This is a genomic window from Comamonas sp. BIGb0124 (genome assembly GCF_003752175.1).
Taxonomy (GTDB): Bacteria; Pseudomonadota; Gammaproteobacteria; order Burkholderiales; family Burkholderiaceae_C; genus Comamonas_F.
Map to the genome: position 1 here is coordinate 1 of NZ_RJVF01000002.1, position 24406 is coordinate 24406.

Annotated in this window: 26 protein-coding genes and 3 tRNA genes; 15 read left to right on the forward strand and 14 right to left on the reverse strand. The window is 67.1% G+C overall.

Annotation, left to right across the window (positions count from 1 at the left end; genetic code table 11):
- From EC845_RS00740 to EC845_RS00755, 4 genes are all read right to left on the reverse strand, one after another.
- Positions 1-93 (reverse strand): GTP-binding protein (locus EC845_RS00740; RefSeq protein WP_005434227.1); only part of this gene is annotated, 93 nt, incomplete at its 3' end.
- Positions 94-164: 71 nt separating this feature from the next.
- Positions 165-239, reverse strand: a tRNA-Thr gene (locus EC845_RS00745).
- 56 nt (positions 240-295) lie between these two features.
- Positions 296-369: transfer RNA gene (locus EC845_RS00750), tRNA-Gly, on the reverse strand.
- Positions 370-435: 66 nt separating this feature from the next.
- Positions 436-521 (reverse strand) — tRNA-Tyr (locus tag EC845_RS00755).
- Positions 522-714: 193 nt separating this feature from the next.
- On the opposite strand from EC845_RS00755, the gene EC845_RS00760 reads away from it, so the two are divergent.
- Positions 715-1803 carry a patatin-like phospholipase family protein gene (locus tag EC845_RS00760; RefSeq protein WP_123295324.1) on the forward strand — a complete coding sequence of 363 codons (1089 nt, stop codon included), beginning with the start codon at positions 715-717 and terminating at the stop codon, positions 1801-1803.
- 9 nt (positions 1804-1812) lie between these two features.
- Here EC845_RS00760 and EC845_RS00765 read toward each other — a convergent pair whose 3' ends face one another.
- From EC845_RS00765 to EC845_RS00780, 4 genes are read right to left on the reverse strand one after another with little or no spacing between them, the layout of a single operon-like run.
- Positions 1813-2508, reverse strand: a complete 696-nt coding sequence (locus tag EC845_RS00765; protein ID WP_123295325.1) for a uracil-DNA glycosylase — start codon at positions 2506-2508, stop codon at positions 1813-1815.
- A gap of 11 nt (positions 2509-2519) precedes the next feature.
- Positions 2520-3323 (reverse strand): indole-3-glycerol phosphate synthase TrpC, encoded by an 804-nt coding sequence (gene trpC / locus EC845_RS00770; protein WP_123295326.1) that lies wholly within the window; start codon positions 3321-3323, stop codon positions 2520-2522.
- A gap of 34 nt (positions 3324-3357) precedes the next feature.
- Positions 3358-4392: an anthranilate phosphoribosyltransferase gene (gene trpD, locus EC845_RS00775; RefSeq protein ID WP_123295327.1), complete on the reverse strand. Its 1035-nt coding sequence runs from the start codon at positions 4390-4392 to the stop codon at positions 3358-3360.
- A gap of 11 nt (positions 4393-4403) precedes the next feature.
- A complete protein-coding gene (locus tag EC845_RS00780) occupies positions 4404-4997 on the reverse strand; it encodes an aminodeoxychorismate/anthranilate synthase component II (protein ID WP_199739693.1) in 594 nt (197 codons plus the stop codon).
- 618 nt (positions 4998-5615) lie between these two features.
- Here EC845_RS00780 and hpf point away from each other — a divergent pair.
- Positions 5616-5945: a ribosome hibernation-promoting factor, HPF/YfiA family gene (hpf, locus tag EC845_RS00785; RefSeq protein WP_123295329.1), complete on the forward strand. Its 330-nt coding sequence runs from the start codon at positions 5616-5618 to the stop codon at positions 5943-5945.
- Positions 5946-6060: 115 nt separating this feature from the next.
- On the opposite strand, the gene dprA is transcribed toward hpf, so the two are convergent.
- On the reverse strand, positions 6061-7311 hold the full coding sequence (dprA, locus tag EC845_RS00790; protein ID WP_123295330.1) for a DNA-processing protein DprA: 1251 nt from the start codon (positions 7309-7311) through the stop codon (positions 6061-6063).
- A 184-nt stretch (positions 7312-7495) separates the two neighbouring features.
- Here dprA and def point away from each other — a divergent pair, with 184 nt between their 5' ends.
- The gene (gene def, locus EC845_RS00795) at positions 7496-8014 is read left to right on the forward strand and encodes a peptide deformylase (protein WP_123295331.1); all 519 of its coding nucleotides are present in this window, start codon (positions 7496-7498) and stop codon (positions 8012-8014) included.
- A gap of 41 nt (positions 8015-8055) precedes the next feature.
- Positions 8056-8586 (forward strand): hypothetical protein, encoded by a 531-nt coding sequence (locus tag EC845_RS00800; protein ID WP_123295332.1) that lies wholly within the window; start codon positions 8056-8058, stop codon positions 8584-8586.
- A gap of 58 nt (positions 8587-8644) precedes the next feature.
- Here the strand turns inward: EC845_RS00800 and EC845_RS00805 are convergent, their stop codons facing one another.
- Complete coding sequence (locus EC845_RS00805; protein WP_123295394.1) at positions 8645-9625, reverse strand: AEC family transporter; 981 nt, start codon at positions 9623-9625, stop codon at positions 8645-8647.
- A gap of 105 nt (positions 9626-9730) precedes the next feature.
- On the opposite strand from EC845_RS00805, the gene EC845_RS00810 reads away from it, so the two are divergent.
- From EC845_RS00810 to EC845_RS00845, 8 genes are all read left to right on the forward strand, one after another.
- A complete protein-coding gene (locus EC845_RS00810) occupies positions 9731-11818 on the forward strand; it encodes an ATP-dependent helicase (RefSeq protein ID WP_123295333.1) in 2088 nt (695 codons plus the stop codon).
- Positions 11819-11898: 80 nt separating this feature from the next.
- The gene (locus EC845_RS00815) at positions 11899-12474 is read left to right on the forward strand and encodes a hypothetical protein (protein ID WP_148077204.1); all 576 of its coding nucleotides are present in this window, start codon (positions 11899-11901) and stop codon (positions 12472-12474) included.
- A gap of 42 nt (positions 12475-12516) precedes the next feature.
- Complete coding sequence (locus EC845_RS00820) at positions 12517-13794, forward strand: phospholipase A (protein ID WP_233597890.1); 1278 nt, start codon at positions 12517-12519, stop codon at positions 13792-13794.
- A gap of 278 nt (positions 13795-14072) precedes the next feature.
- Complete coding sequence (queE, locus tag EC845_RS00825; RefSeq protein WP_123295335.1) at positions 14073-14714, forward strand: 7-carboxy-7-deazaguanine synthase; 642 nt, start codon at positions 14073-14075, stop codon at positions 14712-14714.
- Between the two features lie 49 nt (positions 14715-14763).
- The gene (locus EC845_RS00830) at positions 14764-15129 is read left to right on the forward strand and encodes a 6-carboxytetrahydropterin synthase (protein ID WP_123295336.1); all 366 of its coding nucleotides are present in this window, start codon (positions 14764-14766) and stop codon (positions 15127-15129) included.
- Between the two features lie 149 nt (positions 15130-15278).
- Positions 15279-16037, forward strand: a complete 759-nt coding sequence (locus EC845_RS00835; protein WP_123295337.1) for a DUF3108 domain-containing protein — start codon at positions 15279-15281, stop codon at positions 16035-16037.
- Between the two features lie 168 nt (positions 16038-16205).
- Positions 16206-16517: a DUF3567 domain-containing protein gene (locus tag EC845_RS00840; RefSeq protein ID WP_123295338.1), complete on the forward strand. Its 312-nt coding sequence runs from the start codon at positions 16206-16208 to the stop codon at positions 16515-16517.
- Positions 16518-16779: 262 nt separating this feature from the next.
- A complete protein-coding gene (locus EC845_RS00845) occupies positions 16780-18468 on the forward strand; it encodes a diguanylate cyclase (RefSeq protein ID WP_123295339.1) in 1689 nt (562 codons plus the stop codon).
- Here EC845_RS00845 and EC845_RS00850 read toward each other — a convergent pair.
- Positions 18465-19550, reverse strand: a complete 1086-nt coding sequence (locus tag EC845_RS00850) for an AbrB family transcriptional regulator (protein ID WP_370451218.1) — start codon at positions 19548-19550, stop codon at positions 18465-18467. The two genes, EC845_RS00845 and EC845_RS00850, sit on opposite strands and share 4 nt — an antisense overlap.
- A complete protein-coding gene (rsmI, locus tag EC845_RS00855; protein WP_199739694.1) occupies positions 19534-20454 on the reverse strand; it encodes a 16S rRNA (cytidine(1402)-2'-O)-methyltransferase in 921 nt (306 codons plus the stop codon). Before rsmI ends, EC845_RS00850 begins: the two co-directional genes overlap by 17 nt.
- A 39-nt stretch (positions 20455-20493) precedes the next feature.
- On the opposite strand from rsmI, the gene EC845_RS00860 reads away from it, so the two are divergent.
- The 3 genes from EC845_RS00860 to EC845_RS00870 all read left to right on the forward strand — a co-directional run bounded on the left by EC845_RS00860 (position 20494) and on the right by EC845_RS00870 (position 22244).
- Complete coding sequence (locus EC845_RS00860; protein ID WP_233597891.1) at positions 20494-20886, forward strand: YraN family protein; 393 nt, start codon at positions 20494-20496, stop codon at positions 20884-20886.
- A gap of 111 nt (positions 20887-20997) precedes the next feature.
- Positions 20998-21558, forward strand: coding sequence for a phosphoheptose isomerase (locus EC845_RS00865; protein WP_123295342.1), 561 nt, complete (start codon positions 20998-21000; stop codon positions 21556-21558).
- Between the two features lie 2 nt (positions 21559-21560).
- Positions 21561-22244, forward strand: coding sequence for a BON domain-containing protein (locus tag EC845_RS00870; protein WP_123295343.1), 684 nt, complete (start codon positions 21561-21563; stop codon positions 22242-22244).
- A 45-nt stretch (positions 22245-22289) separates the two neighbouring features.
- Here the strand turns inward: EC845_RS00870 and EC845_RS00875 are convergent, their stop codons facing one another.
- On the reverse strand, positions 22290-23192 hold the full coding sequence (locus tag EC845_RS00875) for an NAD(P)-dependent oxidoreductase (protein WP_123295344.1): 903 nt from the start codon (positions 23190-23192) through the stop codon (positions 22290-22292).
- A 112-nt stretch (positions 23193-23304) separates the two neighbouring features.
- Positions 23305-24348 carry a type IV pilus twitching motility protein PilT gene (locus tag EC845_RS00880; RefSeq protein WP_123295345.1) on the reverse strand — a complete coding sequence of 348 codons (1044 nt, stop codon included), beginning with the start codon at positions 24346-24348 and terminating at the stop codon, positions 23305-23307.
- Between the last annotated feature and the right edge of the window lie 58 nt (positions 24349-24406).

The window sequence follows — 24406 nt, forward strand, 5'->3', positions numbered from 1 at the left end:
CGCTGCCGTCAGCGTGGTCTTGCCGTGGTCAACGTGACCAATCGTGCCCACGTTCACGTGCGGCTTGGTACGTTCGAATTTTCCTTTTGCCATTTTCGACTCCGATCTGATCTATGGACGCTTACTGCGAAACTAGACGCTAACGAATTTAGAACATCAAACTGTGGTGCCCATGGCGGGAATCGGACCCGCGACCTCTCCCTTACCAAGGGAGTGCTCTACCACTGAGCCACATGGGCTTATGCACCGGCGAGGCCGTTGCACAAAATTTTTACCGTTTGCCAACTACCTTGACTGGAGCGGGAGACGGGAATCGAACCCGCGTCATTAGCTTGGAAGGCTAGGGTTCTACCATTGAACTACTCCCGCCCGATTGCTGCAAGCCACCCTAACAGCCGGCGACTGTACAGATCTCAACGACACTTCAAGGATCGCTGGTGGAGAGGGCTGGATTCGAACCAGCGTACTCGTAAGAGGGCAGATTTACAGTCTGCTGCCATTAACCACTCGGCCACCTCTCCAGCGAATCTCGAAATATACCACACCTTTGGCTCGGCGTGTGGCGATATTCTGGCACAAAAAATACGGCGTTTCAGCTTCGTGGCCACCTCTTTCTGCAATGAAAGGGTGTCACAGGGCTGACACGCCTTTGCGGCAGTGGCGTCGCCGCCGCGCTGTCATCACGCGATCGGCCACAGGCGCCACAATGAGTCCATGCAAAACGACTCCACCCCGTCCAGCAAGACCGATCCGGTGCAGCCCCAGGCACACCGGCCCATCAACCTGGCGCTGCAGGGCGGCGGCTCGCATGGTGCCTTCACCTGGGGCGTGCTCGACACCCTGCTGGCCGACGAGCGCCTGTCCATCGAGGGCATCAGCGGCGCCAGTGCCGGCGCGGTCAATGCGGTTGCATTGGCCCATGGCTACGCCAGCGCCCTGGCCAGCGGCGAGGATGCACGGCTGGCGGCCCGGCAATCGCTGCGCCGGGTGTGGGAAGGCGTGGTGGGGCTGGGCAGCCTGGGCTCCATCCAGAACAGCCTGCTCAAGATGCTGCCGGGCTTCAGCATGCCCATGGACATGATGAAGGGCGCCATGAACCGGCTGATCTCGCCCTACCAGGCCAACCCGCTGGACATCAACCCCCTGCGCGACCTGCTTCAGCGCGAGGTCGACTTCGACGCCGTGGCGCGGCTGCGCCAGCCCAAGGTATTCGTCTCGGCCACGCACGTGACCACCGGCAAGGTCGAGGTCTTCGAGGGCAAGCGCCTGAGCCTGCAGGCCGTGATGGCATCGGCCTGCCTGCCGATGATGTTCCAGGCGGTCGAGATCGACGGCCACGCCTACTGGGACGGCGGCTATTCCGGCAACCCGGCCATCACGCCGCTGATCAACCAGTGCAGCACCCGGGACATCCTGCTGGTCCAGATCTCGCCGCTGGTGCGGCCGCAGACGCCCCAGAATCCCGCCGACATCCTCGACCGCATCAGCGAGCTCACCTTCAACTCCAGCCTGCTGAGCCAGATGCGCATCATCGACTTCATCAACCGGCTGCTGGAAAACGGCAGGTTGTCGGGAGACGATTACAAGCAGGTCCTGCTGCACCGCATCGACGGCGGCGAAGCCATGGCGGCCTATCCGGTGTCGAGCAAGCTGTCGACCGATCCCTCGATGATCCAGGCGCTGTTCCAGCTCGGCCAGAGCGCGGCCGAGAACTGGTTGCACAAGCACTATGCCGCGCTGGGCGTGAAAAGCACGGTCAATATCCGCCGCGACTACCTCGACGACATGAAGCTGGGCATCTGAACGCCCGGCTCAGCCCCCGTGCTGTTCGCGCCAGGCACGTGCCTGCGAGAAATGGCCGTTGCCGATGAAAGGGACGGGCGGGCGCAGGGCCGACAGCGGCGACGGGTGGTTCGAGGTCAGCACCAGATGGCGCTTCGCATCGATCAGCGCCCGTTTGCTCTGGGCATGCGAACCCCACAGCATGAACACCTTGGGGCGATCGTGATCGGCAACGTGACGGATCACCGCATCGGTCAGGTGCTCCCACCCCTTGCCGGCATGGCTGGCAGGCTGCCCTTCCTCGACCGTGAGGCCGGTGTTGAGCAGCAGCACGCCGTGCCGTGCCCAGTTGACCAGGCTGCCGCCCGGCTCGGGAAACGCAGGCGGCGGCGTGCCGAGGTCGCGCTGCAATTCCTTGAAGATATTGCGCAGCGAAGGCGGCAGCGGCACACCGGGCGCCACCGAGAAGGCCAGGCCCTCGGCCTGACCGCGGCCATGGTAGGGATCCTGCCCCAGGATGACGACACGCACCGACTCGGGCGGCGTCAGCTCCAGCGCCCGCAGGGGCTGGGGCGGAAAGATCACCGCGCCGGCATCGAGCCGCTGCTGCAGGAAGGACCGGATGCCCTGCCCCGCCGCACTGGCAAAGAAGGTATCGACCAGGGCCTGCCAGCCCGGGGCGACAAGCCATTCGGCGGGATCCGCGCTCTGGAGCTGATCGGCCATGGGCACGGTCCTCAGGCAAACAGCTCGGCCAGGGCCTCGCCGGGTTCGGGGGCGCGCATGAACGCTTCGCCCACCAGGAAAGCGTGCACGCCGGCTTCGCGCATGCGCTGCACATCGGCGGCCTGCAGAATGCCGGACTCCGTCACCAGCAGGCGATCTGCCGGCACCTGGCTCTGCAGCGACAGCGTGGTGTCGAGCGTGACCTCGAAGGTCCGCAGATTGCGGTTGTTGATGCCGATCAGCGGCGTCTTGAGCTTGAGCGCCCGCGCGAGCTCGGCTTCGTCGTGCACTTCGACCAGAACGGCCATGTCGAGCGTGGCTGCAATGGCCTCGAACTCGGCCATCTGCGCATCGTCGAGACAGGCGGCGATCAGCAGGATGCAATCCGCACCCATGGCGCGCGATTCATACACCTGGTAGGCATCGACGATGAAGTCCTTGCGCAGCACCGGCAGGTCGCACGAGGCACGGGCCTGGCGCAGATAGTCGGGACTGCCCTGGAAGAACTGCCGGTCGGTGAGCACCGACAGGCAAGCCGCGCTGACGCGGCCGTCGCCGTAGGCATAACTCTGGGCGATGTCGGCGGGAACGAAGTCGGCGCGCAGCACGCCCTTGGAGGGGCTGGCCTTCTTGACTTCGGCGATCACTGCAGCCTGGTTGCGGGCGATCTTGGCGCGCAGGGCACCGACAAAATCGCGGGTGGTCAGGCGCGAGAACGCATCGGCACGCACGGCCTCGAGGGGCGCGCGGCGCTGCGCCGCAGCGATTTCCTCGCGTTTGACGGCAACGATCTGGTTCAGGATGTCAGAGGACATGGTGGCTTATGGCTGTAAGGGGGTCTGGGGCGCCTCAGGCGCGGCCGAGCTGCTGGCTCAGGGCGATGAAGTGTTCGAGCTTGGCTTGCGCGCCGCCGCTGTCGATGGCGAGCCGTGCCAGGGCGATGCCCTCGGCCAGGCTGGCGGCGACATTGGCCGCATACAGCGCGCCGGCGCTGTTGAGCAGCACGATGTCGCGGGCCGGACCGCTGTCGCCGGCCAGCACGCCGCGCAGCATGTGCAGCGATTGTTCGGGGGTCTCGACGCGCAGGCTGCGGGTACTGGCCATGGGCAGGCCGAAGTCTTCCGGATGGATCTCGTACTCGTGGACCTCGCCGTGCCTGAGCTCGCCGACCAGGGTGCCCGCACCCAGGCTGATTTCGTCGAGCCCGTCGCGGCCATAGACCACCAGGGCATGCTCGGCGCCCAGGCGCTGCAGCGCCCGCACCTGGATGCCGACCAGATCCGCATGGAAGACACCCATCAGGATGTTGGGCGCGCCGGCCGGGTTGGTGAGCGGCCCGAGGATGTTGAAGATCGTCTTGATGCCGAGTTCCTTGCGCACCGGCGCCACGTTCTTCATGGCGGGATGGTGGTTGGGCGCGAACATGAAGCCGATGCCGACCTCGGCGATGCAGCGGGCGATCTGCTCGGGCTTGAGATTGATCTCCACGCCCAGGGCATCGAGCACGTCGGCACTGCCGGACTTGCTGGATACGCTGCGTCCGCCGTGCTTGCTCACCCGCCCTCCGGCAGCGGCGACCACGAAAGCCGAGCAGGTGGAGATGTTGAAGGTATGCGCGCCGTCGCCGCCGGTGCCGACGATGTCGACCAGATGGGTCGGGTCGCCGACATGCACCCGGGTGGCGAATTCACGCATCACCTGTGCGGCGGCGCTGATCTCGCCGATGGTTTCCTTCTTGACGCGCAAGCCGGCGATCAGGGCCGCGGTGATGGCGGGCGAGAGTTCGCCCCGCATGATCTGCCGCATGAGATGCAGCATTTCGTCGTGGAAGATCTCGCGGTGTTCGATGGTGCGCTGCAGCGCTTCCTGGGCGGTGATGGGCATGTTTGAACTCCTCATGCGGCCAGTTCGGCCGGAACGTTGGCCGGGCGCTGCAGGAAGTTTCGCAGCATGTCGTGTCCGTGTTCGGTCAGGATGGATTCGGGGTGGAACTGCACGCCCTCGATGTCCAGCGTCTTGTGGCGCACGCCCATGATCTCGCCGTCGTCGGTCCAGGCGGTGACTTCCAGCACGTCGGGCAGGCTTTCGCGCGCAATCGACAGCGAGTGGTAGCGGTTGACGGTGAACTGGCGGGGCAGGCCGGCAAAGACGCCCTGCTGCGTGGTGGTGATGACGCTGGTCTTGCCATGCATGAGTTGCTGGGCGCGCACGATGGTGCCGCCGAATGCGGCGCCGATGCTCTGATGGCCCAGGCAAACGCCGAGGATCGGCAACTGGCCGGCAAAGCGCTGGATGGCACCGACCGAGATGCCGGCCTCGGCCGGCGAGCACGGACCGGGCGAGATCACGAGGCGGTCGACGCCCTGGCGGATCCGTTCGGCGACTTCGTCGAGCGTGATCTCGTCATTGCGGGCGACCTGCACGTCGGCGCCCAGTTCACCCAGGTACTGGACGATGTTGTAGGTAAAGCTGTCGTAGTTGTCGATCATCAGCAGCATGGCTGTTCTTCTTTCTGTTCGGGATAGGCTGGGGGCCGCTGCGGTCATTGAACGCAGCGTGGACACACACGCTGGGGGGTGTCGCAGGCATCGGACGAGCGCCCAGGGGCGCGCAAGGAGTTCAGGCTGAAGGCTTACGCCAGCGCCCATCCAGACACGCTGCCGCAGGGGCGGCAGGAGAAGAAAGAAAACGATCGAAGCGGGACATGGCGGTCATTATGGCTGTGGCCGGCGCGAAGATACAAGTTTTGACAGTTTTTTCAAAAGCGTGAGGCCGCCGTTCGTTTCTGTCACGATCGATAGCAGCGAAGACACCGTCGAACGGAAGAAAAGCATGAAAGACGCATGGGGCCCTGCACGACGACCCGCGGCGGTCGGTGGCCCCATCACCTCCAGCATCATAACCAGGGCACCGGTTGCTGGCTAGCAGAGCCACAGTGGCGAGCAGGGCGGCCCCTTGCCAGAACGCGGACTGCGAACGCATATTGGTTCCAACGCCGTAGGCCCCAGGCGTTGAGGAATCCGGCTTCGGGTTCCGGGTGCCGTCCTGCCATCGTTTACCAAGCGGGACGGATGTGTTTCCTTGCGAAAATTGAGAGAGGCTGTTCCATGAACTTGACTATCAGCGGTCACCACCTCGACGTATCCCCTGCCCTGCGCAGTTATGTCACCACCAAGCTGGATCGCATCACGCGACACTTCGACCAGCTTGTCGACGTCAAGGTGCTGCTCACGATCGACAACATGAAGGAGAAGGAAAAACGCCAGCGCGCCGAGTGCAACATCCGAGTGAAAGGCAACGATGTATTTGCAGAAAGCGCGCACTACGACCTGTACGCCGCCGTCGACGAACTGATGGACAAGCTCGATCGCCAAGTCATCAAGCACAAATCCCGCCAGCAGAACCACATGCACGAACCGCCCAAACGCATGATGTGACGCAACGGGGCCCTGCCCCATCCCCCTTTTTTCTCGAAACCACAGCCCGCCGGCCGCCTCAGGCCCGCGGGCTTTTTCGATGCGGCTGTGCCTTCTGTGCCGGCCCCCCGGCGGATCAGTGGCCCAGGCGCTGGAACATTCCACCGGGCAGGCGGGCCACGCGGCCGTCCATTTCGAGTTCGAACAGCTGGACCTGGAGCTGCGGCACATCCAGGCCGGTGCGGGCGAGCAGCACATCGAAGCCGACCGGGTCATGGCCGAGCGCATGCAGCAGGCCGTGCAGATCGCCCTGGGTCATGCCCGGCATGCCGGCCAGCAGGCTGCCCTGGCGGGGATCGGCAGGCGTCGCGGCGCTGACGACCGTGGCGCCGCCCTCCCGCCGATGGGCGGTGACGGCGCCGGCCTGAGGCTGGCTCCGGACCGCCGGTGCCGTGTACTGCGGCACCAGTTCCTCGAGCACATCCTGTGCACATTCGACCAGTTTGGCGCCTTGTTTGATCAGGGCGTGGCAACCCCGGGATTGCACGGCGTGGATGGAGCCGGGGATGGCCATCACCTCGCGGCCCTGCTCGCTGGCCAGGCGCGCGGTGATGAGCGAGCCGGATTGAAGCGCGGCCTCGACCACCAGCGTGCCCAGGGCCAGCCCGGCGATCAGGCGATTGCGGCGCGGAAAGTTGCCGGCCAGCGGCGGCGTGCCCAGCGGGTACTCGCTGATCAGAAGGCCGTGGCCGCAGATTTCCTGCGCCAGCGCCGTGTGCGACTTCGGGTAGACCGTGTCCAGGCCCGTCCCGACGACGGCGACGGTGGCGATCCGGCCGTCCACCGGCCGCTCGCGCCAGCCGTCGAGGGCTCCCTCGTGGGCGGCGACGTCGATGCCGCGCGCCAGGCCGGACACGACCGTCAGCCCGGCCTGCACCAGCGTGCGGGCAAAGGCGCGGGAATTCGCCTCGCCCTGGGCCGTGGGATGGCGGCTGCCGATCAGGGCCACCGACGGCTGGATGGCCGGCAGACACGCCAGGCGCCCCATGGCGTAGAGCAGCACCGGCGGATCGTGCAGCGCCAGCAGCGCCTCGGGATAGGCCGGGTGGCCCAGCGCCAGAAGGGCACGCGGCGCTCCGGGTGCCTGCAGCCATTGCTCGGTCCGCAGCCGGTGTTCGGACCAGCCCGCAGGCACCCGCACCAGCGCCTGCGCCACCGAGGATGAGACGACCTGGCCCAGAGCGGCCACGGTCTGCGCAAAAATGGCCTGCGGCAGGCCAAAGACCGCCAGGAGGCGGCGTGCGCTGTCCGGCCCCACGCCCGGCGTCGCCATGAGCCGCAGCCAGTCCGGCCAGTCGTCGGCGGTGTGGGGGTCGGGGGCGTTCATCGATCGATCTTTCGGGAGGCAAAGCGAGTGGCTCGGGCATCGGCCGACCGCCGCGATGTGCAGGCGCCCGGCGCGACAGGCTGTACGACCCGGCCCACTGCGGGGCCGTCGATTCGCAAGTCCTTTTGAAAACAGCGAAAATATGGCTCCAAGGGCACCGAGCCCATCGACAGCCAAACAAACCATGACGATCCTGGACATTCTTTGCTACCCCGATCCCCGCCTGCACAAGGTGGCCAAACCTGTTGCCGCCATCGACGGCCGCATCCGCCAGCTCACGCAGGACATGCTGGCCACGATGTACGACGCGCAAGGCGTGGGCCTGGCCGCGACACAGGTGGACGTGCATGAGCGCGTGGTGGTGATCGACGTTTCGGAAGAGCGCAACGAGCCCATGGTGCTGATCAATCCCGAAATCACCTGGGCCAGTCCCGAGCGCAAGAAAGGCGACGAAGGCTGCCTGTCGGTGCCGGGCGTCTACGACGGCGTCGAACGCGCCGCCGAGATCGAGTTCAAGGCCCTGGATGCCGATGGCAAGACCTATACGCGCCGCGCCGATGGCTTGCTCGCAGTCTGCGTTCAGCACGAGCTCGACCATCTGATGGGCAAGGTCTTCGTGGAATATCTCTCGCCGCTCAAGCGCAACCGCATCAAGACCAAGATGGTCAAGGCGCAACGCGACGCGGAACGCGAACGCGCCTGAGCCCGCCGCTGCGAGCGCAAGGCCTTTACCGAAAGCTGCCCATGCCCTTATCGACTGTGTTTCGGCGTCTCGGACGAGCCCCGCTCTCGGGCCTGCTGACGGCCGGCCTTCTGGCGGCGCTGCTGGCCGGCTGCGCCACCAACCCCGACCGCCTGCCGCTGGGCATGGGCGCAGACCAGGTGCTGCAAGCCTCGGGCCGGCCGACCTCGCGCATGGCCCTGCCGGGCGGCGGCGAGCGGCTGGTCTATTCGCGGCAGCCCGCCGGCCAGCAGGTCTACCAGGTGGACCTCGATGCCCAGGGCCGCGTGGTGCGGCGGGAGCAGGTGCTGGACGAAGCGTTCTTTGCCAGGGTCGCACTGGACCGCTGGACACGCGAGGACATCCTGCAGAACTTCGGCCCGCCTGCAGAGCAGTCCCGGGTGTATGCATTCAAGGGCGACGTCTGGACCTACCGCTATGTCCAGAACGGCATCGACCGGCTATGGCACGTGCACATCGATCCGCAAGGCGTGGTGCGCCAGGCCTACAGCACCGACGAGCCGCGCCACACCGACGATTTCATGATCTGGTGACCCCCACAGGCGCCGGCCGCACGGCGGACGCCCTCGCGGGCCGCGTCGTACAGGGCCCTCAGGCCAGCCAGGCGACAAAGCCCGCGAAGCTGGCAAAGGCCAGTGCCGTCGAGACCATGATGATGCGCGCCACCCGTGCGCTGTCGGCACCGTAGCGTTCGGTCAGCAGCGAGACGTTGCTGGCGCTGGGCAGCGCGGCCACCAACGCCAGGACGTGGAGAACCGCCACATCGAGCGGCAGGCCGCAGGCACGAAGCCCATAACCGATGCCCAGCACCAGCAGGGGATGCAGCAGCAGCTTGACCAGCGCCAGGACGACATCGTCGCGGCCGCGCAGCATCCGGGTGGGACCGGCCGGATCCTGATGGCTGGCCTGGATGCGTGCCCGCGCCAGCACGGCCCCGATGGTGAACAGGGCCACGGGCGACGCCGCCGCAGCCAGCAGCCCGACCGTCTGCGACACCGGCGCAGGCAGCGCCAGACCGGCGGCCGACGCTACGGCGCCCAGCGCGATGGCCCACGGCATGGGATTGCGCACGATGCCGCCGGCCGCGTTGCGCAAGGCCACCGCAGCGCCCTGCCCGCCCGCTGTGGCGTCGAGCCGCGACAGGGCCAGGCACAGGGAGCTGGTGAACACCATGTCGATGAGCATGGTCAGGATGACCGGGCCCGATACCGCCGGTCCCAGCAAGGCGACCAGCAGCGGCACGCCCATGAAACCGGAGTTGGGGAAGGCCGTCACCAGCGCGCCGAATGCGGCGTTGTTCCAGTCCAGCCCCATGCGGCGACCCGCGGTGACCACGCCCGCGACCAGCAGCAGCGCGCAGCCGCCGTAGACCAGCAGGACATGGGTGTCGAGCAACTGGGCCACCGGTGTGCGGGCGCCCATCTGGAACAGCATGCAAGGCAGTGCGAAGTACAGCACGAAGCCGTTGAGGCCCGGAATGGCCGGCAATGGCAATAGCCCGCGCTGCGCGGCCACGAAACCGCACAGCACCAGGGCAAAAAACGGGAAAGTGGTCGCCAGGACCTGCAACAGAGACTGCACGGCCGCCATTGTGCGGGATTGCGCGCCGGCCCGCTGCCCACGGACAGGCCGGCCGGGCAGCTTGTATGATCGGACGCTTTGCCGATTGCCCCTCTCATGTCCGGTCTCAACTTTGCCCAGCAAGAAGCGGTCAACTACCTGCACGGTCCGGCGCTGGTGCTGGCGGGCGCAGGCTCGGGCAAGACCCGCGTGATCACCCACAAGATCGGCCGCCTGATCCAGGCCGGCATGCCTGCCAAGCGCATCGCGGCCATCACCTTCACCAACAAGGCCGCCAGCGAAATGCGCGAGCGGGCCAAGCAGCTCGTCGGGCGCGGCGCCAACGACGTGGTGATCTGCACCTTCCACGCCCTGGGTGTGCGGCTGATGCGCCAGTTCGGCGACGTGCTGGGCCTCAAGCCCCAGTTCTCCATTCTCGATGCCGACGATGTGCTGTCCATCCTGAAAGACGCCGGCGGCAGCACGGACAACGCTGCGGCACGCCAGTGGCAATGGACGATCAGCCTGTGGAAAAACGAGGGCCGCAACGCCGAACAGGCACTGGCCCAGGCTCGCGACGACAACGAGCGAGTGATCGCGACCATCATGGGGCGCTACGAGGAACGCCTGACGGCCTACCAGAGCGTGGACTTCGACGACCTCATCGGCCTGCCCCTGCGCCTGCTGCGCGATCACCCCGAGGTGCGCGAGCAGGTCCAGCAGAACATGGGCCACGTGCTGGTCGACGAATACCAGGACACCAACGCCACCCAGTACGAACTGCTCAAGTACATGGTGGGCGAACGCGGCCGCTTCACCGCCGTGGGCGACGACGACCAGTCCATCTACGGCTGGCGCGGCGCGACGCTCGACAACCTCAAGAAGCTGCCGATCGACTACCCCGAGCTCAAGGTCATCAAGCTCGAGCAGAACTACCGCTCGACCTCCGCCATTCTTCGCGCGGCCAACAACGTCATCGGCCCCAACCCCAAGCTGTTTCCGAAGACGCTCTGGAGCGACCTGGGCGAAGGCGAACCCGTGCGGGTGGTCGACGGCGACAACGAGGAACACGAGGCCGAACGGGCCGTCAACCGGGTCCTGAGCCTGCGCGCGGGCGACACGTTGGGGGCCAGCGGCTCGCCGCAGTTCAAGGAGTGGAAGGATTTCGCCATCCTCTATCGGGCCAACCATCAGGCGCGCGTGCTCGAAAAAGCGCTGCGCCGCGCCCAGATCCCCTACAAGGTGTCGGGTGGGCAGAGCTTCTTCGACAAGGCCGAGATCCGCGACCTGTGCGCGTGGTTCCGGCTCATCGTCAACAACAACGACGATCCCGCCTTCCTGCGCGCCGTGGGCACGCCCAAGCGAGGCATCGGCCACACCACGCTGGGACAGCTCGGCGCCTTTGCCACCCAATACAAGGTCAGCCTGTTCGAAGCGCTCTTCAGCAACAGCCTGCAGACGGTGGTGAGTGCGCGTGCGGTGGGCTCGCTGCACGAGTTCGGCCGCTACATCAACGACCTGGAGTACCGCGCACGCCAGACCCTGGGCGCGGAAGACGCCAAGACCTTCCTGATGGAATGGCTCAAGGAGATCGGCTACGAGCAGCATCTGCTCGACAGCGAGGAAAACGACAAGGTCGCCGCCGCCCGCTGGGGCAACGTGCTCGATTTCTGCGACTGGATGAGCGCCCGCTGCGGCGGCACGCTCGACGACGCCGCGGGCGCCACGACCGGGCCGGAGATCAAGACCCTGCTCGAAGTCGTTCAGACCGTGTCGCTGCTGTCGACCATCAGCGAACGCGAAAAGGACCAGAACGTCCTGACGCTGTCGACCCTGCACGCCTCGAAGGGGCTGGAGTGGCCGCACGTCATGCTGATCGGCGTCAACGAAGGCCTGCTGCCTTTCAAGCTCGACGACGACAACGGCAAGAAGCAGGTGGTGAGCGACGACATCGCGCAACGCCTGCAGGAAGAACGGCGCCTGATGTACGTGGGCATCACGCGGGCCCAGCGCTCGCTGGCCGTGAGCTGGGTCAAGCAGCGCAAGCAGGGCCGCGAGACGGTCCGTGGCGTTCCCAGCCGATTCATCGCCGAGATGGCGCTGGACCAGGCCACGATCAAGGAAGACCCGCGCGAGAAACTCAAGGCCCTGCGGGCCGAGTTCGCCAAGAAGGCCCAGACCGACCTGGCCAGTGCCAAGGGATGACGCCGCGCGCCTTCCGCAAGCCCTTCCACTCGATGGGCCGCTCTCTTTCGCGGCCACCCGACCTGTTGCCGACCTTGCCCATGTACCGTTCCGATCTCTCCCTCTCGTCACCGACTGCCCCGGCCTCTTTGGCCCGAGGACCGGGCCTCCGCCGCCGGCACCGCCTGCACCGCCTGGCCGTGGGCGCCGTGCTGCTCTCGCTGGCTGCGCTGCAAGCCTGCGCGCCCCTGCCGGCGGCGACGGCGACGACAGCCGGCGCTCCGGCCTGCCCGCCCGCCGCCGCGCCGGGCAGCCAGAGCCTGTACGGCCAGTGGCTGGTACAGGTCGACGGCCAGCCCGAAGGCCGGATGACGCTGCAGCGCCACCCCGAATACGCCGGCAGTGTCAGCGGCACGCTGGCGCGAGAGGGGCAGACCGGTACGTCACGGGTGGTGGGCGACATCGACCAGGGCCTGGTCGCACTGGAGGAGTCGGCCGACGGCAAGACCACCTCCGGCCGCTGGAGCGGTGAGTTCGTGGCGCCGGCCTGCGACAGCGAAATCCGCGGGACCTGGCTGGATGCGCAGGCCGAATCGGCCGCACTGTCATCGCCCGACAACAAAATCAAGCTTCGACCGCACGCGTTTGTCATGCGCAGAGCACCAGGCTGGCAATAATGTCCGGATCAGGTCGGCGTCCCGGCCCGTTGTTCCGTACCCATGCGTTCCACCCTCGACCTGTCCCACGTTTCACGCTCGACATTCCGCGCCTGCACGCCGCTGCAGCCTGCAGGCCGCCGTCCCGTCGGGCTGATGCTCATGCTGGGCGTGCCGGCCTTCTGGGCCATGACGCCCTACGCCGCAGCCCAGGGCGCCGCACCGGCAGCCCTCGCCGACAACGGCTGGCAGGCTTGCTACGCGCTCAAAGGCAACGAAACCGAGCAACTCACCTGTTTCCGCCAGTGGGCGGCCAAGCAACCCGGCATCGCCCCCGGCACCACCGATGCGGCCCTGCGCGACGCACCGGCTCAGCCTGTGGCCCCGATCAGCCCGCCCGAGGTGCCCCCAGCCGCCATCGCGGCCGCCCCCATCGGCTCTGCCGAAGACGGCACACCCGTTCGGCTCGTGCCCGTGCCCAGCCCGCAGGATTGCAAGAGCCGGCAGTACTCGCCCCTGTCTCGGTTCTGGGAGCTTGAACCCGGTACCGACTGCGGCCTCTACACCATCCGCGGTTATCGCCCGATGAGCCTGATGGTGGCGACCGGGACCAATATGAACCGCTTGCCGACGTCGGCCAATCCCGCCAACGACGCGACACGCTACGAGCCGTTCAAGAATCCCGAGATGTTCGTCCAGCTGTCGGTGCGCACCAAAATGGCGCAGGGCTTGCTCGTCAACACGCCTTCGCTGCGCGACTCGGTGTGGTTCGGCTACACCCAGCGCAGCTACTGGCAGATCTTCAACAGCAAGCTTTCGCGGCCATTCCGCAACACCGACCACGAACCCGAGGTCACCTACATCCTGCCCAGCGATCTCTCGCTCGGCGCCGGCTGGCGTTACCGGGTGACCGGACTGTCGCTGGTCCACCAGTCCAACGGCCAGAGCGATCCGCTGTCGCGCAGCTGGAACCGTGTCATCCTCTCGGCTGCTGCGGAAAAGGACGACAAGTACAGCCTCACGGCACGGGTCTGGAAGCGTTTGCCCGAGCACGCCGAAGACGACAACAACCCGGAAATCACCACCACCTACGGCCGTGCCGACCTGATGGGCACCTGGCAGGTCAACCGGCTCAACAGCGTGGCCCTGCTGTTGCGCAGCAACCTGCGCGCCAGCGGCAAGGGCGGTGCGCAACTGAGCTGGATGCACACCATCGGCAACCCCGAAACCAGCAACCTGCGCTGGCACGCCGAGCTGTTCCACGGCTACGGCGACACGCTGCTGGACTACAACCACAAGCGCACGGTGCTGCGCGTCGGCGTCAGCCTGCTCGACTGGTAAGGCCCACGCGGGCAGCCCTGGGCCTGTTGCACACGCACAGCGCCCGACTGGCCGGGTTCAGCCCGGCATGCGACAATCACGACCCTGCGCGCGGGCCCTGCGGCCCGCTGCATTGCAGTGCGCAAAGCCGCCGGCCCGGGTTTCCGGTCTTGGCGACTTTTGCACTGCCCTCCGATGCCTGCCGTCTCGCCCCCCTCGAGCCGTAGCCGCAGGATGCCCTATGGGCCCGCTCCGCCGCCACCCGTCTTTTTGCCGCACTTTTGCCCTTTTTGCCCACCATGAGCTACGCCGTCAAGGAAATCTTCTACACCCTGCAAGGCGAGGGTGCCAACGCCGGACGGGCTGCCGTGTTCTGCCGGTTTGCCGGCTGCAATCTCTGGAGCGGCCGCGAGGCGGATCGCGCGACGGCCGTTTGCCGTTTCTGCGACACCGACTTCGTCGGCACCGATGGCACCCTGGGCGGCAAGTACCGCAGTGCGGATGCCCTGGCCGACCAGGTCGGGGCCCAGTGGCCCGCATCCGCCCGCGGCACCGGACTGCCCCTGGTCGTGCTGACCGGCGGCGAACCGCTGCTGCAGGTCGACACGGCGCTGGTCGAGGCGCTGCATGCGCGCGGCTTCGAGATTGCGGTCGAGACCAACGGCACGCTGGCCGCCCCGGCCGGCATCGACTGGATCTGCGTCAGCCCCAAAAGCACCGCCCCGCTGGCCCAGCGCAGCGGCAGCGAACTCAAGGTGGTGGTGCCGCAGCCCGAGGTCGATCTCGCCGCGCTCGAACAGCTCGACTTCACGCATCGTTTCGTGCAGCCCATGGACGGTCCCGACCAGGCGGCCAACACCCGCTGGGCCATCGACTGGTGCATGCGGCATCCCGGCTGGCGGCTGAGCGTGCAGTCGCACAAAGTCATCGGCATCCGCTGATGCATCCCCACCCCGGCCGTCCCCTGCCCTCATTCTCCCGATCTCGTCCATGCGCTACGAACTGACCCAGGAATTCTTCTTCGACGCCGCCCACACGCTGGAACGCGCCATCGAAGCCGAGCCCAGCCGCCGCATCCACGGCCACACCTACCATGCCGTGGTCAGCATCGGCGGCCGGCCCGACCCCGTCACCGGCATGCTGATCGACCTCGGCTTTTTCCGTGCCGAACTGGCCCGCGTGCGCGAACAGCTCGATCACCGCCTGCTCGACGAAGTCCCCGGACTGCGCGCGGCCACCCTCGAGAACCTCTGCGCGTTCGTCGCCGAAGCCCTTCGGCCCGCCCTGCCCCAGTTGAGCAAGGTGACCATCGCCCGGCGGGCCTCGGGCGACCGCTGCACGCTCTATCTGGACTGATCCCGCACGGCCGGGCACGCGAAGACGGTCTGCGGGACAGCCGGAGTAGCCCTCGACCGACAGGCGCTCCCGGGAACATCCCCCGCCGGCGCGGGTCAGAACGGATCGAAGCTCTTTCCATCGAAGGAAAAAGCCATGGAGTCCGGAGCATGATGCGAAACACCCAACCCGGGGCGATCGTCCCTGCCGTGCTGATGAGCATGGCCCTCGCGCTGGCCGGGCCTGTCCAGGCCCAGGCCGCAAGACCCGCCGCCAAGGCCTGGAACCTGCCGGCCGATGTCGAGCTCGCCTACGACCTCCAGGGTCAGATCAAGGGCATCCGCTACAGCGCCAGCAGTGTTCTGCATTGGCAATCGATCGAGGGCGGCCGCCAATACCGCTTGCGCCTCGACACCAAGCTGCCCATCCTGGGCACCCGCAGCCAGGTCAGCGAAGGGCGCATCACGGCGCAAGGCCTGTCGCCCGACCGCTACACCGAACAGATGCGACGGGCCGACAGCGCGACCGTCGACCGCGCGGCCAGACAGGTGACCTTCAACACCGACCGGCCGGCACAGCCCTGGCAAGAAGGGGCTCAGGACAGACTGAGCCTCATGCTGCAGGTCGGCCAGTCGCTGCGCGCCAATCCCAAACGCTACAAGACCGGCGACACCGTCGACCTGCAGGTCATCGGCCCGCGCCATGCGCCGGACTGGCAGTTCCGGGTCGACGGGGTGGAAAAGGTCAAGCTGCCGGCCGGCACGGTCGATGCCGTGAAGTTCACCCGCTTGCCACGCGAAGCCAACGACGACCAGGTGATCGAGTTCTGGCTCTCGCCCACCTACCGCTACATGCCCGTGCGGGTCCGCTGGACGGAGGACGGCGACCGTGCCGATCAATTGCTGTCGCGTGCCACCGGTCTCAAATAGATTGCCGATCGGTTGCCGGATTCGCTCTCCTACACACAGGTCCGACACAAAAAAAGGGTAAACACGACCCCGTCCCACCTGCGTGGCGTGTTGCACTGCGTTAAGGTGGGCTTGAATCTGGCGCGTTCGTTGCTAGATAGTCAAGGCAACTCTGAAGGACACCTCGACATGAACATGCTGTATGACTCGGAATCGTTTGTTGTCGTCCACATTCATGCCAATGCTGGCGAGGCGGACGACACGCCTAGACGCAATGACTCCTCCCTGAGCCTGGAGCCCAGCGTGCCCACCCTGGCCCGCCACGGTTTCGAGATCGTCGACAAACGATCGGGCAAGGAGGTCTACCTGGACGGCTCCTGGGCCGAGATGTTCCAGTTGCAGCTCAACGCCTGGGAAGTCGATACCCCTTCCGAGGAAGAAGTCGAACGCATTCTCGACGGCTACACCGGCCTGGCCCAGCAGCCCGTCCTGCTGCACTGAGCGGGCGGCGATCCGCACGGGGGCCACGCGCCCGGACGGTTCGACCGCCGCGCCGGGATGCACCATGCCCTCCGAAAGCCGCATCCTGCGGCTTTTTTCATGGGTGCGTCCCTCGATCGGGCAGGGACTTCGCCCCCGGTGCGGGGAATGACCGGGCCGCACACGTTGTTTTTGCACCCGAGCGCGCCCTGGCCCTGCAAAATTAGCCGTACGGCCGGCGGTGGATCGCTAACATCGGCCATCGCCCGTGTTCACTCGTCCGATGACCCCCACCCCCCGTACCTTTCGCAGCCGGCTGGCCATCCTGTTCGGCATGCTGTTCGTTCTGGTCGGTCTGCCCACCTACCTCTACGTCAGCAAGGTCCATCGCGACCAGCTGGTGGCCGAGCGGCTGCAGAACCTGCAGGGCGTCACCACATCGGCCGCCACCGTGATCGCCGAGAACCTGATCGAGCGACGGCGCGAGATCGAACTCCTGGCGCAGACCAGCACCTACCAGCAGAGTCCGCTCGACAGTCCCGAGATCCGGGCCAGCCTCGAGCGGCTGCAGCGCTCCTATCCCCACTATTCCTGGATCGGACTGGCCGACACCGCCGGTCAGGTCCAGTCCGCGACCTCGGGCCACCTGGTCGGCCAGAGCGTGAGCAAGCGTCCGTGGTTCATCGAAGGCCGGCAAGGCGTGTTCGTGGGCGACGTGCACGAGGCCGTGCTGCTGGCCAAGCTGCTGCAGACCGATCCGTCGGCCCAGCCCATCCGCTTCATCGACTTCGCGTCGCCCGTCTATGACACGCAGGGCCAGTTGCGGGGCGTGCTGGCGTCGCATTCCCATTGGCGCTGGGCCGGCGATGTGCTCAGCGTCGCCACGCCCAAGAATGCGGCACGGACGCAGACCGAAGTCTTCATCGTCAACAAGGACAACGACATCATCTTCCCGGAACATGCCGTCGAAGGCCAGACGCCGCCCACGGCCGAGTTGCGCAGCGCATCGCACGACGCGTTCCTGAGCTGGGGCGGCACCACCCTCTATCTCACCACCATGGCCGATGTGGCCGATCCGGTGGCGGGTACCCCGCTGGGCTGGAAGGTGGTCGTCAGGCAGCCCATGGACATTGTGCTGTCGAGCGTGCGCCAACTGCAGGCAGCATTGCTCCTCATCATGGGCGGAGGCGCGCTGGCCTTCCTGATCCTGGCCTGGCTGGGCGCAGGCTATATCAGCCGCCCGCTGGCCCGGCTCACCCACATCGCGCGCCGGATCGAAAAAGGCGAAGAGAACGTGCAGTTCCCCGTGCATGGCAAGACACTCGAACTGAAACGGCTTTCGGGCGCGCTCAGCGGCATGGCCAACACGCTGCTGGAACGCCGGCGTGCACTCGAGCAACTCAACACCGAGCTCGAAGGCCGTGTCGCACAGCGCACCGCCCAGTTGCTGGCGGCCAACGAAGAATTGCGCACCCTGGTCCGGCGCGATGCGCTCACCGGGCTGCCTAACCGGTTTGCCGCCAACGAACGCATCAAGGCCGCCTACGCCGACATGGGGCGCGGCGTCGCGCCGTATGCGGTGCTCATGGTCGACATCGACCATTTCAAGCACATCAACGACTCATGGGGCCATGCTCAGGGCGATGCCGTGCTCACCCGTGTGGCCGGCCTCATCCTGCACACCCTGCGCGAAACCGATTTCGTGGCCCGTGTCGGCGGCGAAGAATTTGTGGTCGTCCTCCCTCGCACCGGTCTGGCCCAGGCCCTGCAAGTGGCCGAGAAAATCCGTGTCGCCGTGGCCGACACGCCGATCGCGCCGGTCGGCCACGTCACGGTCAGCGTGGGGCTGACCGTGGCCTCGCCCACCGACGAAGCAGAGGACTCGGCCGTGCGACGGGCCGACATGCTGCTCTACAAGGCCAAGCAGGACGGCCGCAACCAGGTCGCCTCGGCGCCGCCGGCCGACGACTAGCGGGCCGGCGTGCCTGAATCGGTGCGAACCATGCGGTGGTACATCGGTTCGACCAGAATCAACACGGCCACCAGGCGGCACACCTGGAAGGCGACGACCACCGGCACGCCCAGCTGCAGCACCTTGGCCGTGATCGACATCTCGGCGATGCCGCCCGGCGAAGTGCCCAGGATCAGGGTCGCCAGGTGCAGTCCGGTCGCCAGCGACATCAGCCACGCGAACGCCACGCACAGCGTCACCATGCCCAGCGTTCCCCAGGTCACCGACAGCAGCCAGCGGGGCGCACCACGCAGAAAAGCCGGCGTGAAACGCACGCCCAGGCTCACGCCGATCACCAGTTGGGCCGCATTCGACAGCACGGCCGGAATGGCCGACCAATCCTGGCCGGACACGGTCAGCAGCATCGCGGCCACGAATGCGCCGAGAAACCAGGGGTTGGTGCGCCGGGCCCAGACCATGACCATCGCCCCCACCGCACTGGCCAGCAGCAGGCCGGCCAATCCCATGCCATCGACGACACGGGCGGCCGGCGGCGTGGCATCGAGACCGTGCATGCCGCTCCACTGAATGGCAAACGGAATCAGCACGGTCACGATGAGCACCCGCAGACTGTGGGCGGAAGCGACCAGATCGGTGCGTGCGCCATGGCGCTCGGCCAGCAGCGTCATCTCGGACGCCCCGCCGATGCTGCCGGCAAAAAAAGTGGTGCCCTGGTCCAGCCCCGGTACGTGGGCCCTGTTGACCGCGAACAGCCAGCGACTGAAGAACATGCCCAGCGCCAGGGCCCAGACCACCGCCAGCACGATCGCCCACCACAGCCGGCCCAGCAACGCCAGCACCTCGGGCGTGAAGTAGAGCCCGAGCGCCGTGCCGATGATCCATTGACCCGCGTTGCGAAACGGGATCCAGCTCACGGTGGGTGCGCCCAGGATGGAGACCAGCGCCGTCGCCAGCAGAGGTCCGATCATCCACGGGATGGGGGTGCCAAGCCAGACGCAGAGCAGGGCCGCGACAGCTGCCACGCCCAGAGTCGCCACCACGCGCGCGGGCAACGGCAGTCGTCCTTCACTCGCCATCGGCATCTCGCGCTTTCTTGAGTGCCAGGCCGTGTTCGTACAGCGGATTGCGGGCTTCGCCGGTGATCTCGGCCGCCAACTTGACGGCGGTCTTGAGCGGCAGTTCGGCCATCAGCAAGGCCAGCGCCCGGCGGCCCGGACTGTCGGCCTCGCTGTCCTCGGCTTCGGGCAAGGCCGGATGCAGCGCCAGCACGAATTCGCCGCGCTGGCGCTGCGGCGTGGCCTGCAGCCAGGCGACGAGCGCTTCGGCGGGCACCGTGTCGATGTCCTCGAACTGCTTGGTGAGCTCGCGCCCGACGGTGACCGGTCTGGCGCCCAGCACCGCCAGCGCCTCGGCCAGCGCCAGGATGCGATGCGGCGCCTCGAGCAGCACCTGCGTGCGCGGCTCGGCCGCCAGCCCCTGGACGGCCTGCTGCCGTTCGGCGGATTTGCTGGGCAGAAAGCCCACGAAGATGAAGTCGCCACGCAAGGCGATGCCCGCCACGCTCAGCAGCGCCGTCACGCTGCTGGCCCCCGGCAGGGGCAGCACCCGGAGACCGGCCGCCCGTGCAGCGGCCACCAGACGCGCCCCCGGATCGCTCACGGCAGGCGTGCCTGCATCGCTCACGTAAGCGATGCGCTGTCCGTCCAGCATGCGCCGCACCATGGCTTGCGCGGCCTCGGCCTCGTTGTGTTCGTGCAAGGCCACCAGGGGCCGTTCGATGCCGTAGGCCGACAGCATGGACGCGGTATGGCGCGTGTCCTCGCAGGCCACGGCGTCGACGATCTGCAGTACATGCAGCGCCCGCAGGCTGATATCGGCCAGATTGCCGATGGGCGTCGCCACCACATACAGGGCGCCGACCGGATAATGCTGCTGACCGGCCGCGTCTCGCGCGGCCGGCAGGGCGGAAGTCAGGGAGGGATTCACGTGTGTAGTTCCAGAAATCGCCAGGGCTCTGGCGCTGCCGTGGCTCGAACGGAGACCGGCGGGCAGCCGGGCTCGACCCATGAGCGAGGCGCCGCCGCCGAGAGGCTGGCCTGTGATTATCTGCGAGCGCAGGGCCTGCGCCTGCTGCAAGCGAATTACCGCACGCCCGGACGCGGCGGCGGCGAGATCGATCTGGTCATGGCAGACCGCGACGGCACCCTGGTTTTCGTCGAAGTCCGGAAACGGCGACAGGACGCCCAGGGTGGAGCAGGCGCCAGCATCGGCGCCCTCAAACAGCGCCGCATCGTCCTGGCCGCACGCCACTACCTGATGCGCACCGGCTCGCGTGCGCCCTGCCGCTTCGACGCCGTGTTGCTCGACGGCGAGCCGATCCGGATCACCTGGCTGCGCGGCGCCTTCGAGGCCGGTTGATCCCGCCGACACCGGCCGTCCGGCCCTGGCGCCCCCCCTGCCCGGTACAACGCGATGCACGGCGTCCCATCCTGCGCCGCACGGCCACCGCCAGCGGGTATCATCGCGCCCATGCTAGAGCAGCGCATCCACCAGCACTTCATCGACAGTGCAGATCTGAATTACCAGTTGGCGCAAGGCCTGTCCAAACCCATGGCCGAAGCCTTGCAGGCCTTGCTGGTCTGCGTGACCAGCGGCGGCAAGGTGCTGGCCGGCGACCAGGGCAGCGGGCTCTCCAGCCTCTTCGCCCGCCATTTCATCGGCGGCTTCGAGCGGGAACGCCCCGAGCTGCCGGCGGTCGCCCTCGACAACACGCCCGAATTGCTGGCCCGTCAGGTCCGCGCGCTGGGCCAGCCCGGCGATGTCGCCGTCCTGCTCGCAGATGCCCGGGCCGCGCTGACCGATGCCGCCCCGCTCCAGGCCGCCGTGATGGCTGCTCACGAGCGCGAGATGACCGTCATCCTGCTGGCCGGACGCCATCCGGAACTGGACTGGGGGAACGAACTCCAGGATACCGATATCCATATCCCCATCCCGCACAACCGCCCGGCCCGTGTCCAGGAACTGCAGCTCCAGATTCTGCATGGCCTGTGCGACGGGATCGATGTGCAGCTACTTGGAGAGGACACCTGAGCATGAAACGCATCATCTACATCCTGCTGGCCGCCGCGGTCACGTCGACGGCGCTCACCGCGTGTTTCCCGCTGGCCGTGGGCGCCGTCGGCGGCGGTGCGCTGGTGGTCGCGGATCGCCGCACCCCCGGTGCCCAGCTCGACGACCAGACGATCGAACTCAAGGCATCGAGCAACATCCGCGACGTCTATGCCTACAACGTGCACGTCAATGTGACCGCCTACAACCGGCGTGTCCTGCTGACGGGCTCGGTGCCCAGCGAAACCCATCGCCAGCGCATCGAGCAGATCACGCGCGATGTGGAGAACGTGCGCACGGTGTTCAACGAGCTCAAGGTCGCCAACAGCGCGACGCTGACGGAACGCAGCTCCGACGGCCTGCTCACGGGACGCGTCAAGGGTGCACTGATCGAGAACAAGGAACTGTCGGCCACGTCGTTCAAGGTCACGACCGAACGCGGCACCGTCTACCTGCTGGGCCTGGTCACCCAGCGCGAAGCCGACTCGGCAGCCGATACGGTGCGCAGCGTACCGGGCGTGCAGCGCGTGGTCCGGGTGCTCGAGATCATCACCGAAGAACAACGCATCCAGGGCGAGCCGCAGGAAACCAGCACCGTCCCGCCGGCCAATCCGGCCAACGTCTCGCCGCTGGGCGACAACTACCGCGAAGGCACTGCCGCGCCCTGACCGGCACCTGCGGGCCCGATTCGGCCCGCCGTGCCGTCGTCCGGCTTACTTGAGCCGCTTGATCAGGCTCGAGGTGTCCCAGCGGCCGCCGTCCATCTGCTGCACATCGGCATAGAACTGATCGACCAGCGCCGTCAACGGCAAGCGGGCGCCGTTGCCCTTGGCCTCTTGCAGGACCAGGCCCAGGTCCTTGCGCATCCAGTCGACGGCAAAGCCGAAATCGAAGCGGCCGGCCACCATGGTCTTGCCCCGGTTGTCCATCTGCCAGCTCTGCGCGGCGCCCTTGCCGATGACGCCCAGCACCTGTTCCATGTCGAGTCCGGCGCGCTGGCCAAAGGCGATGGCCTCGCTGAGGCCCTGGCAGATGCCGGCAATGCAGATCTGGTTGACCATCTTGGCCAACTGGCCCGAGCCGCTGGGGCCCAGCAGCGTGACGGCCTGTGCAAACGCATCGGCGATCGGTGCGACGACCTCGAAAGCCGCCGCATCGCCGCCGCACATCACGGTCAGCTTGCCGTTCTGAGCGCCAGCCTGGCCGCCGGACACGGGGGCATCGATGAATTGCAGGCCCAGCGCGCGTGCCGCCTGGTCGAGCTCCCGCGCCACATCGGCCGATGCCGTGGTGTGGTCGACAAAGATGGCGCCGGCCTTCATGCCGGCCAATGCGCCCTGCTCGCCCAGCACCACGCTGCGCAGATCGTCGTCATTGCCGACGCAGGCAAACACGATGTCCGCATCGGCCGCAGCCTGAGCCGGGGTAGGTGCATGGCGGCCGCCGAACTCGGCGGCCCAGGCCTCGGCCTTGGCTACGCTCCGGTTGTAGACCGTCACCTCGTGGCCTGCACGCGCCAGGTGGCCGGCCATGGGGAAACCCATGACACCCAGGCCCAGAAAGGCGACTTTGCGGGCGGGAACGGCAGAATAACTCTTGGCTTGGATGCTGCTCATGGCGTGCTAAACAAAATAAAAAACGGTCTGGACACGGCGTTGCCGCATGCGCCTGCATCAGGCCCGCGGCACGCCACCAGCAAGAAGGATAGCGTACAGGCCGCTTTTGCGCTCAGCCGGCGATGGCGTCGGGATAGCGGGCCAGCGTCCGCGCCACCTCGGCGGAAACCCGCCCGCGGGCCACCTGCGCGGCCAGGCTCTGGTCCAGTGTCTGCATGCCCTGCGCCTGTCCGGACTGGATCGCCGAGTAGAGCTGGGCCGTCTTACCCTCCCGGATGAGATTGCGGACCGCCGGCGTGGCCCGCATGATCTCGTGCACGGGCACGCGGCCCGCACCGTCCTGCTCTGGCAGCAGCGCCTGCGCCACGACTGCCTGCAGCGCTTCGGACAGCATGGCTCGCACCGCAGGCTGCTCCGCTCCGGGAAACGCATCCACCAGACGATCGACCGCCTGCGCGGCGCTGGCGGTGTGCAGCGTCCCCAGCACGAGGTGGCCCGTTTCGGCGGCCGTGAGGGCCAGACGGATGGTCTCGAGTCCCCGCAGTTCGCCCACCATGATGAGGTCGGGATCCTCGCGCAGCGCAGCTTCGAGAGCACGGCAGAAACTCGGTGCATGCCGCCCGATTTCACGCTGGCTCACGAGGCTCTTCCGGCTCGTATGGACAAACTCGATCGGGTCTTCGAGCGTCAGGATGTGGCCGGCGCGATGGGTGTTGTAGTGGTCGACCAGGGCCGCCAGCGTGGTCGATTTGCCGGACCCCGTCGCCCCGCACACCAGCACCAGCCCGCGAGGCAGCAGCGCGAGGTCGGCCAGTTGCGCCGGCGCGGCGACACGCTCGAGCGTCGGCACCGCATGCGGCAGGCACCGCAGCGCCAGGGCCGCTCCGCGCGCGTGATGAAAGGCATGGACCCGCAGACGGGCACGGCCTTCGAACGACAGGGAGGCGTCGACCTCCTGTCCGGCCTGGAACCGTAGGTATTGCTCCTCGTTCAGGATCTGTCCGACGAGGTGCATCATGGCGGCATCGCCGAGAATCGGGGCATCGAGGCGCTGCAGGTTGCCCTGCACGCGCAGCAGGGGAGGCAGGCCGGCCGACACGTGGATATCCGAGGCCTGCCGCGCCAGCGCGCATCCCAGAAGATCGTCGATTTGCATCCTGCTCCCTGTTGCGCGACGCTTGCCAATACCGCTTTTCCGTTTTGACCCATTCTGT

Coding starts and splice junctions, on each gene's coding strand:
- EC845_RS00760 (WP_123295324.1), top strand. CDS start 715: ATGCAAAACGACTCCACCCCGTCCAGCAAGACCGATCCGGTGCAGCCC.
- EC845_RS00765 (WP_123295325.1), bottom strand. CDS start 2,508: ATGGCCGATCAGCTCCAGAGCGCGGATCCCGCCGAATGGCTTGTCGCC.
- trpC (WP_123295326.1), bottom strand. CDS start 3,323: ATGTCCTCTGACATCCTGAACCAGATCGTTGCCGTCAAACGCGAGGAA.
- trpD (WP_123295327.1), bottom strand. CDS start 4,392: ATGCCCATCACCGCCCAGGAAGCGCTGCAGCGCACCATCGAACACCGC.
- EC845_RS00780 (WP_199739693.1), bottom strand. CDS start 4,997: ATGATCGACAACTACGACAGCTTTACCTACAACATCGTCCAGTACCTG.
- hpf (WP_123295329.1), top strand. CDS start 5,616: ATGAACTTGACTATCAGCGGTCACCACCTCGACGTATCCCCTGCCCTG.
- dprA (WP_123295330.1), bottom strand. CDS start 7,311: ATGAACGCCCCCGACCCCCACACCGCCGACGACTGGCCGGACTGGCTG.
- def (WP_123295331.1), top strand. CDS start 7,496: ATGACGATCCTGGACATTCTTTGCTACCCCGATCCCCGCCTGCACAAG.
- EC845_RS00800 (WP_123295332.1), top strand. CDS start 8,056: ATGCCCTTATCGACTGTGTTTCGGCGTCTCGGACGAGCCCCGCTCTCG.
- EC845_RS00810 (WP_123295333.1), top strand. CDS start 9,731: ATGTCCGGTCTCAACTTTGCCCAGCAAGAAGCGGTCAACTACCTGCAC.
- EC845_RS00815 (WP_148077204.1), top strand. CDS start 11,899: ATGTACCGTTCCGATCTCTCCCTCTCGTCACCGACTGCCCCGGCCTCT.
- EC845_RS00820 (WP_233597890.1), top strand. CDS start 12,517: ATGCGTTCCACCCTCGACCTGTCCCACGTTTCACGCTCGACATTCCGC.
- queE (WP_123295335.1), top strand. CDS start 14,073: ATGAGCTACGCCGTCAAGGAAATCTTCTACACCCTGCAAGGCGAGGGT.
- EC845_RS00830 (WP_123295336.1), top strand. CDS start 14,764: ATGCGCTACGAACTGACCCAGGAATTCTTCTTCGACGCCGCCCACACG.
- EC845_RS00835 (WP_123295337.1), top strand. CDS start 15,279: ATGATGCGAAACACCCAACCCGGGGCGATCGTCCCTGCCGTGCTGATG.
- EC845_RS00840 (WP_123295338.1), top strand. CDS start 16,206: ATGAACATGCTGTATGACTCGGAATCGTTTGTTGTCGTCCACATTCAT.
- EC845_RS00845 (WP_123295339.1), top strand. CDS start 16,780: ATGACCCCCACCCCCCGTACCTTTCGCAGCCGGCTGGCCATCCTGTTC.
- EC845_RS00850 (WP_370451218.1), bottom strand. CDS start 19,550: ATGCCGATGGCGAGTGAAGGACGACTGCCGTTGCCCGCGCGCGTGGTG.
- EC845_RS00865 (WP_123295342.1), top strand. CDS start 20,998: ATGCTAGAGCAGCGCATCCACCAGCACTTCATCGACAGTGCAGATCTG.
- EC845_RS00870 (WP_123295343.1), top strand. CDS start 21,561: ATGAAACGCATCATCTACATCCTGCTGGCCGCCGCGGTCACGTCGACG.
- EC845_RS00875 (WP_123295344.1), bottom strand. CDS start 23,192: ATGAGCAGCATCCAAGCCAAGAGTTATTCTGCCGTTCCCGCCCGCAAA.
- EC845_RS00880 (WP_123295345.1), bottom strand. CDS start 24,348: ATGCAAATCGACGATCTTCTGGGATGCGCGCTGGCGCGGCAGGCCTCG.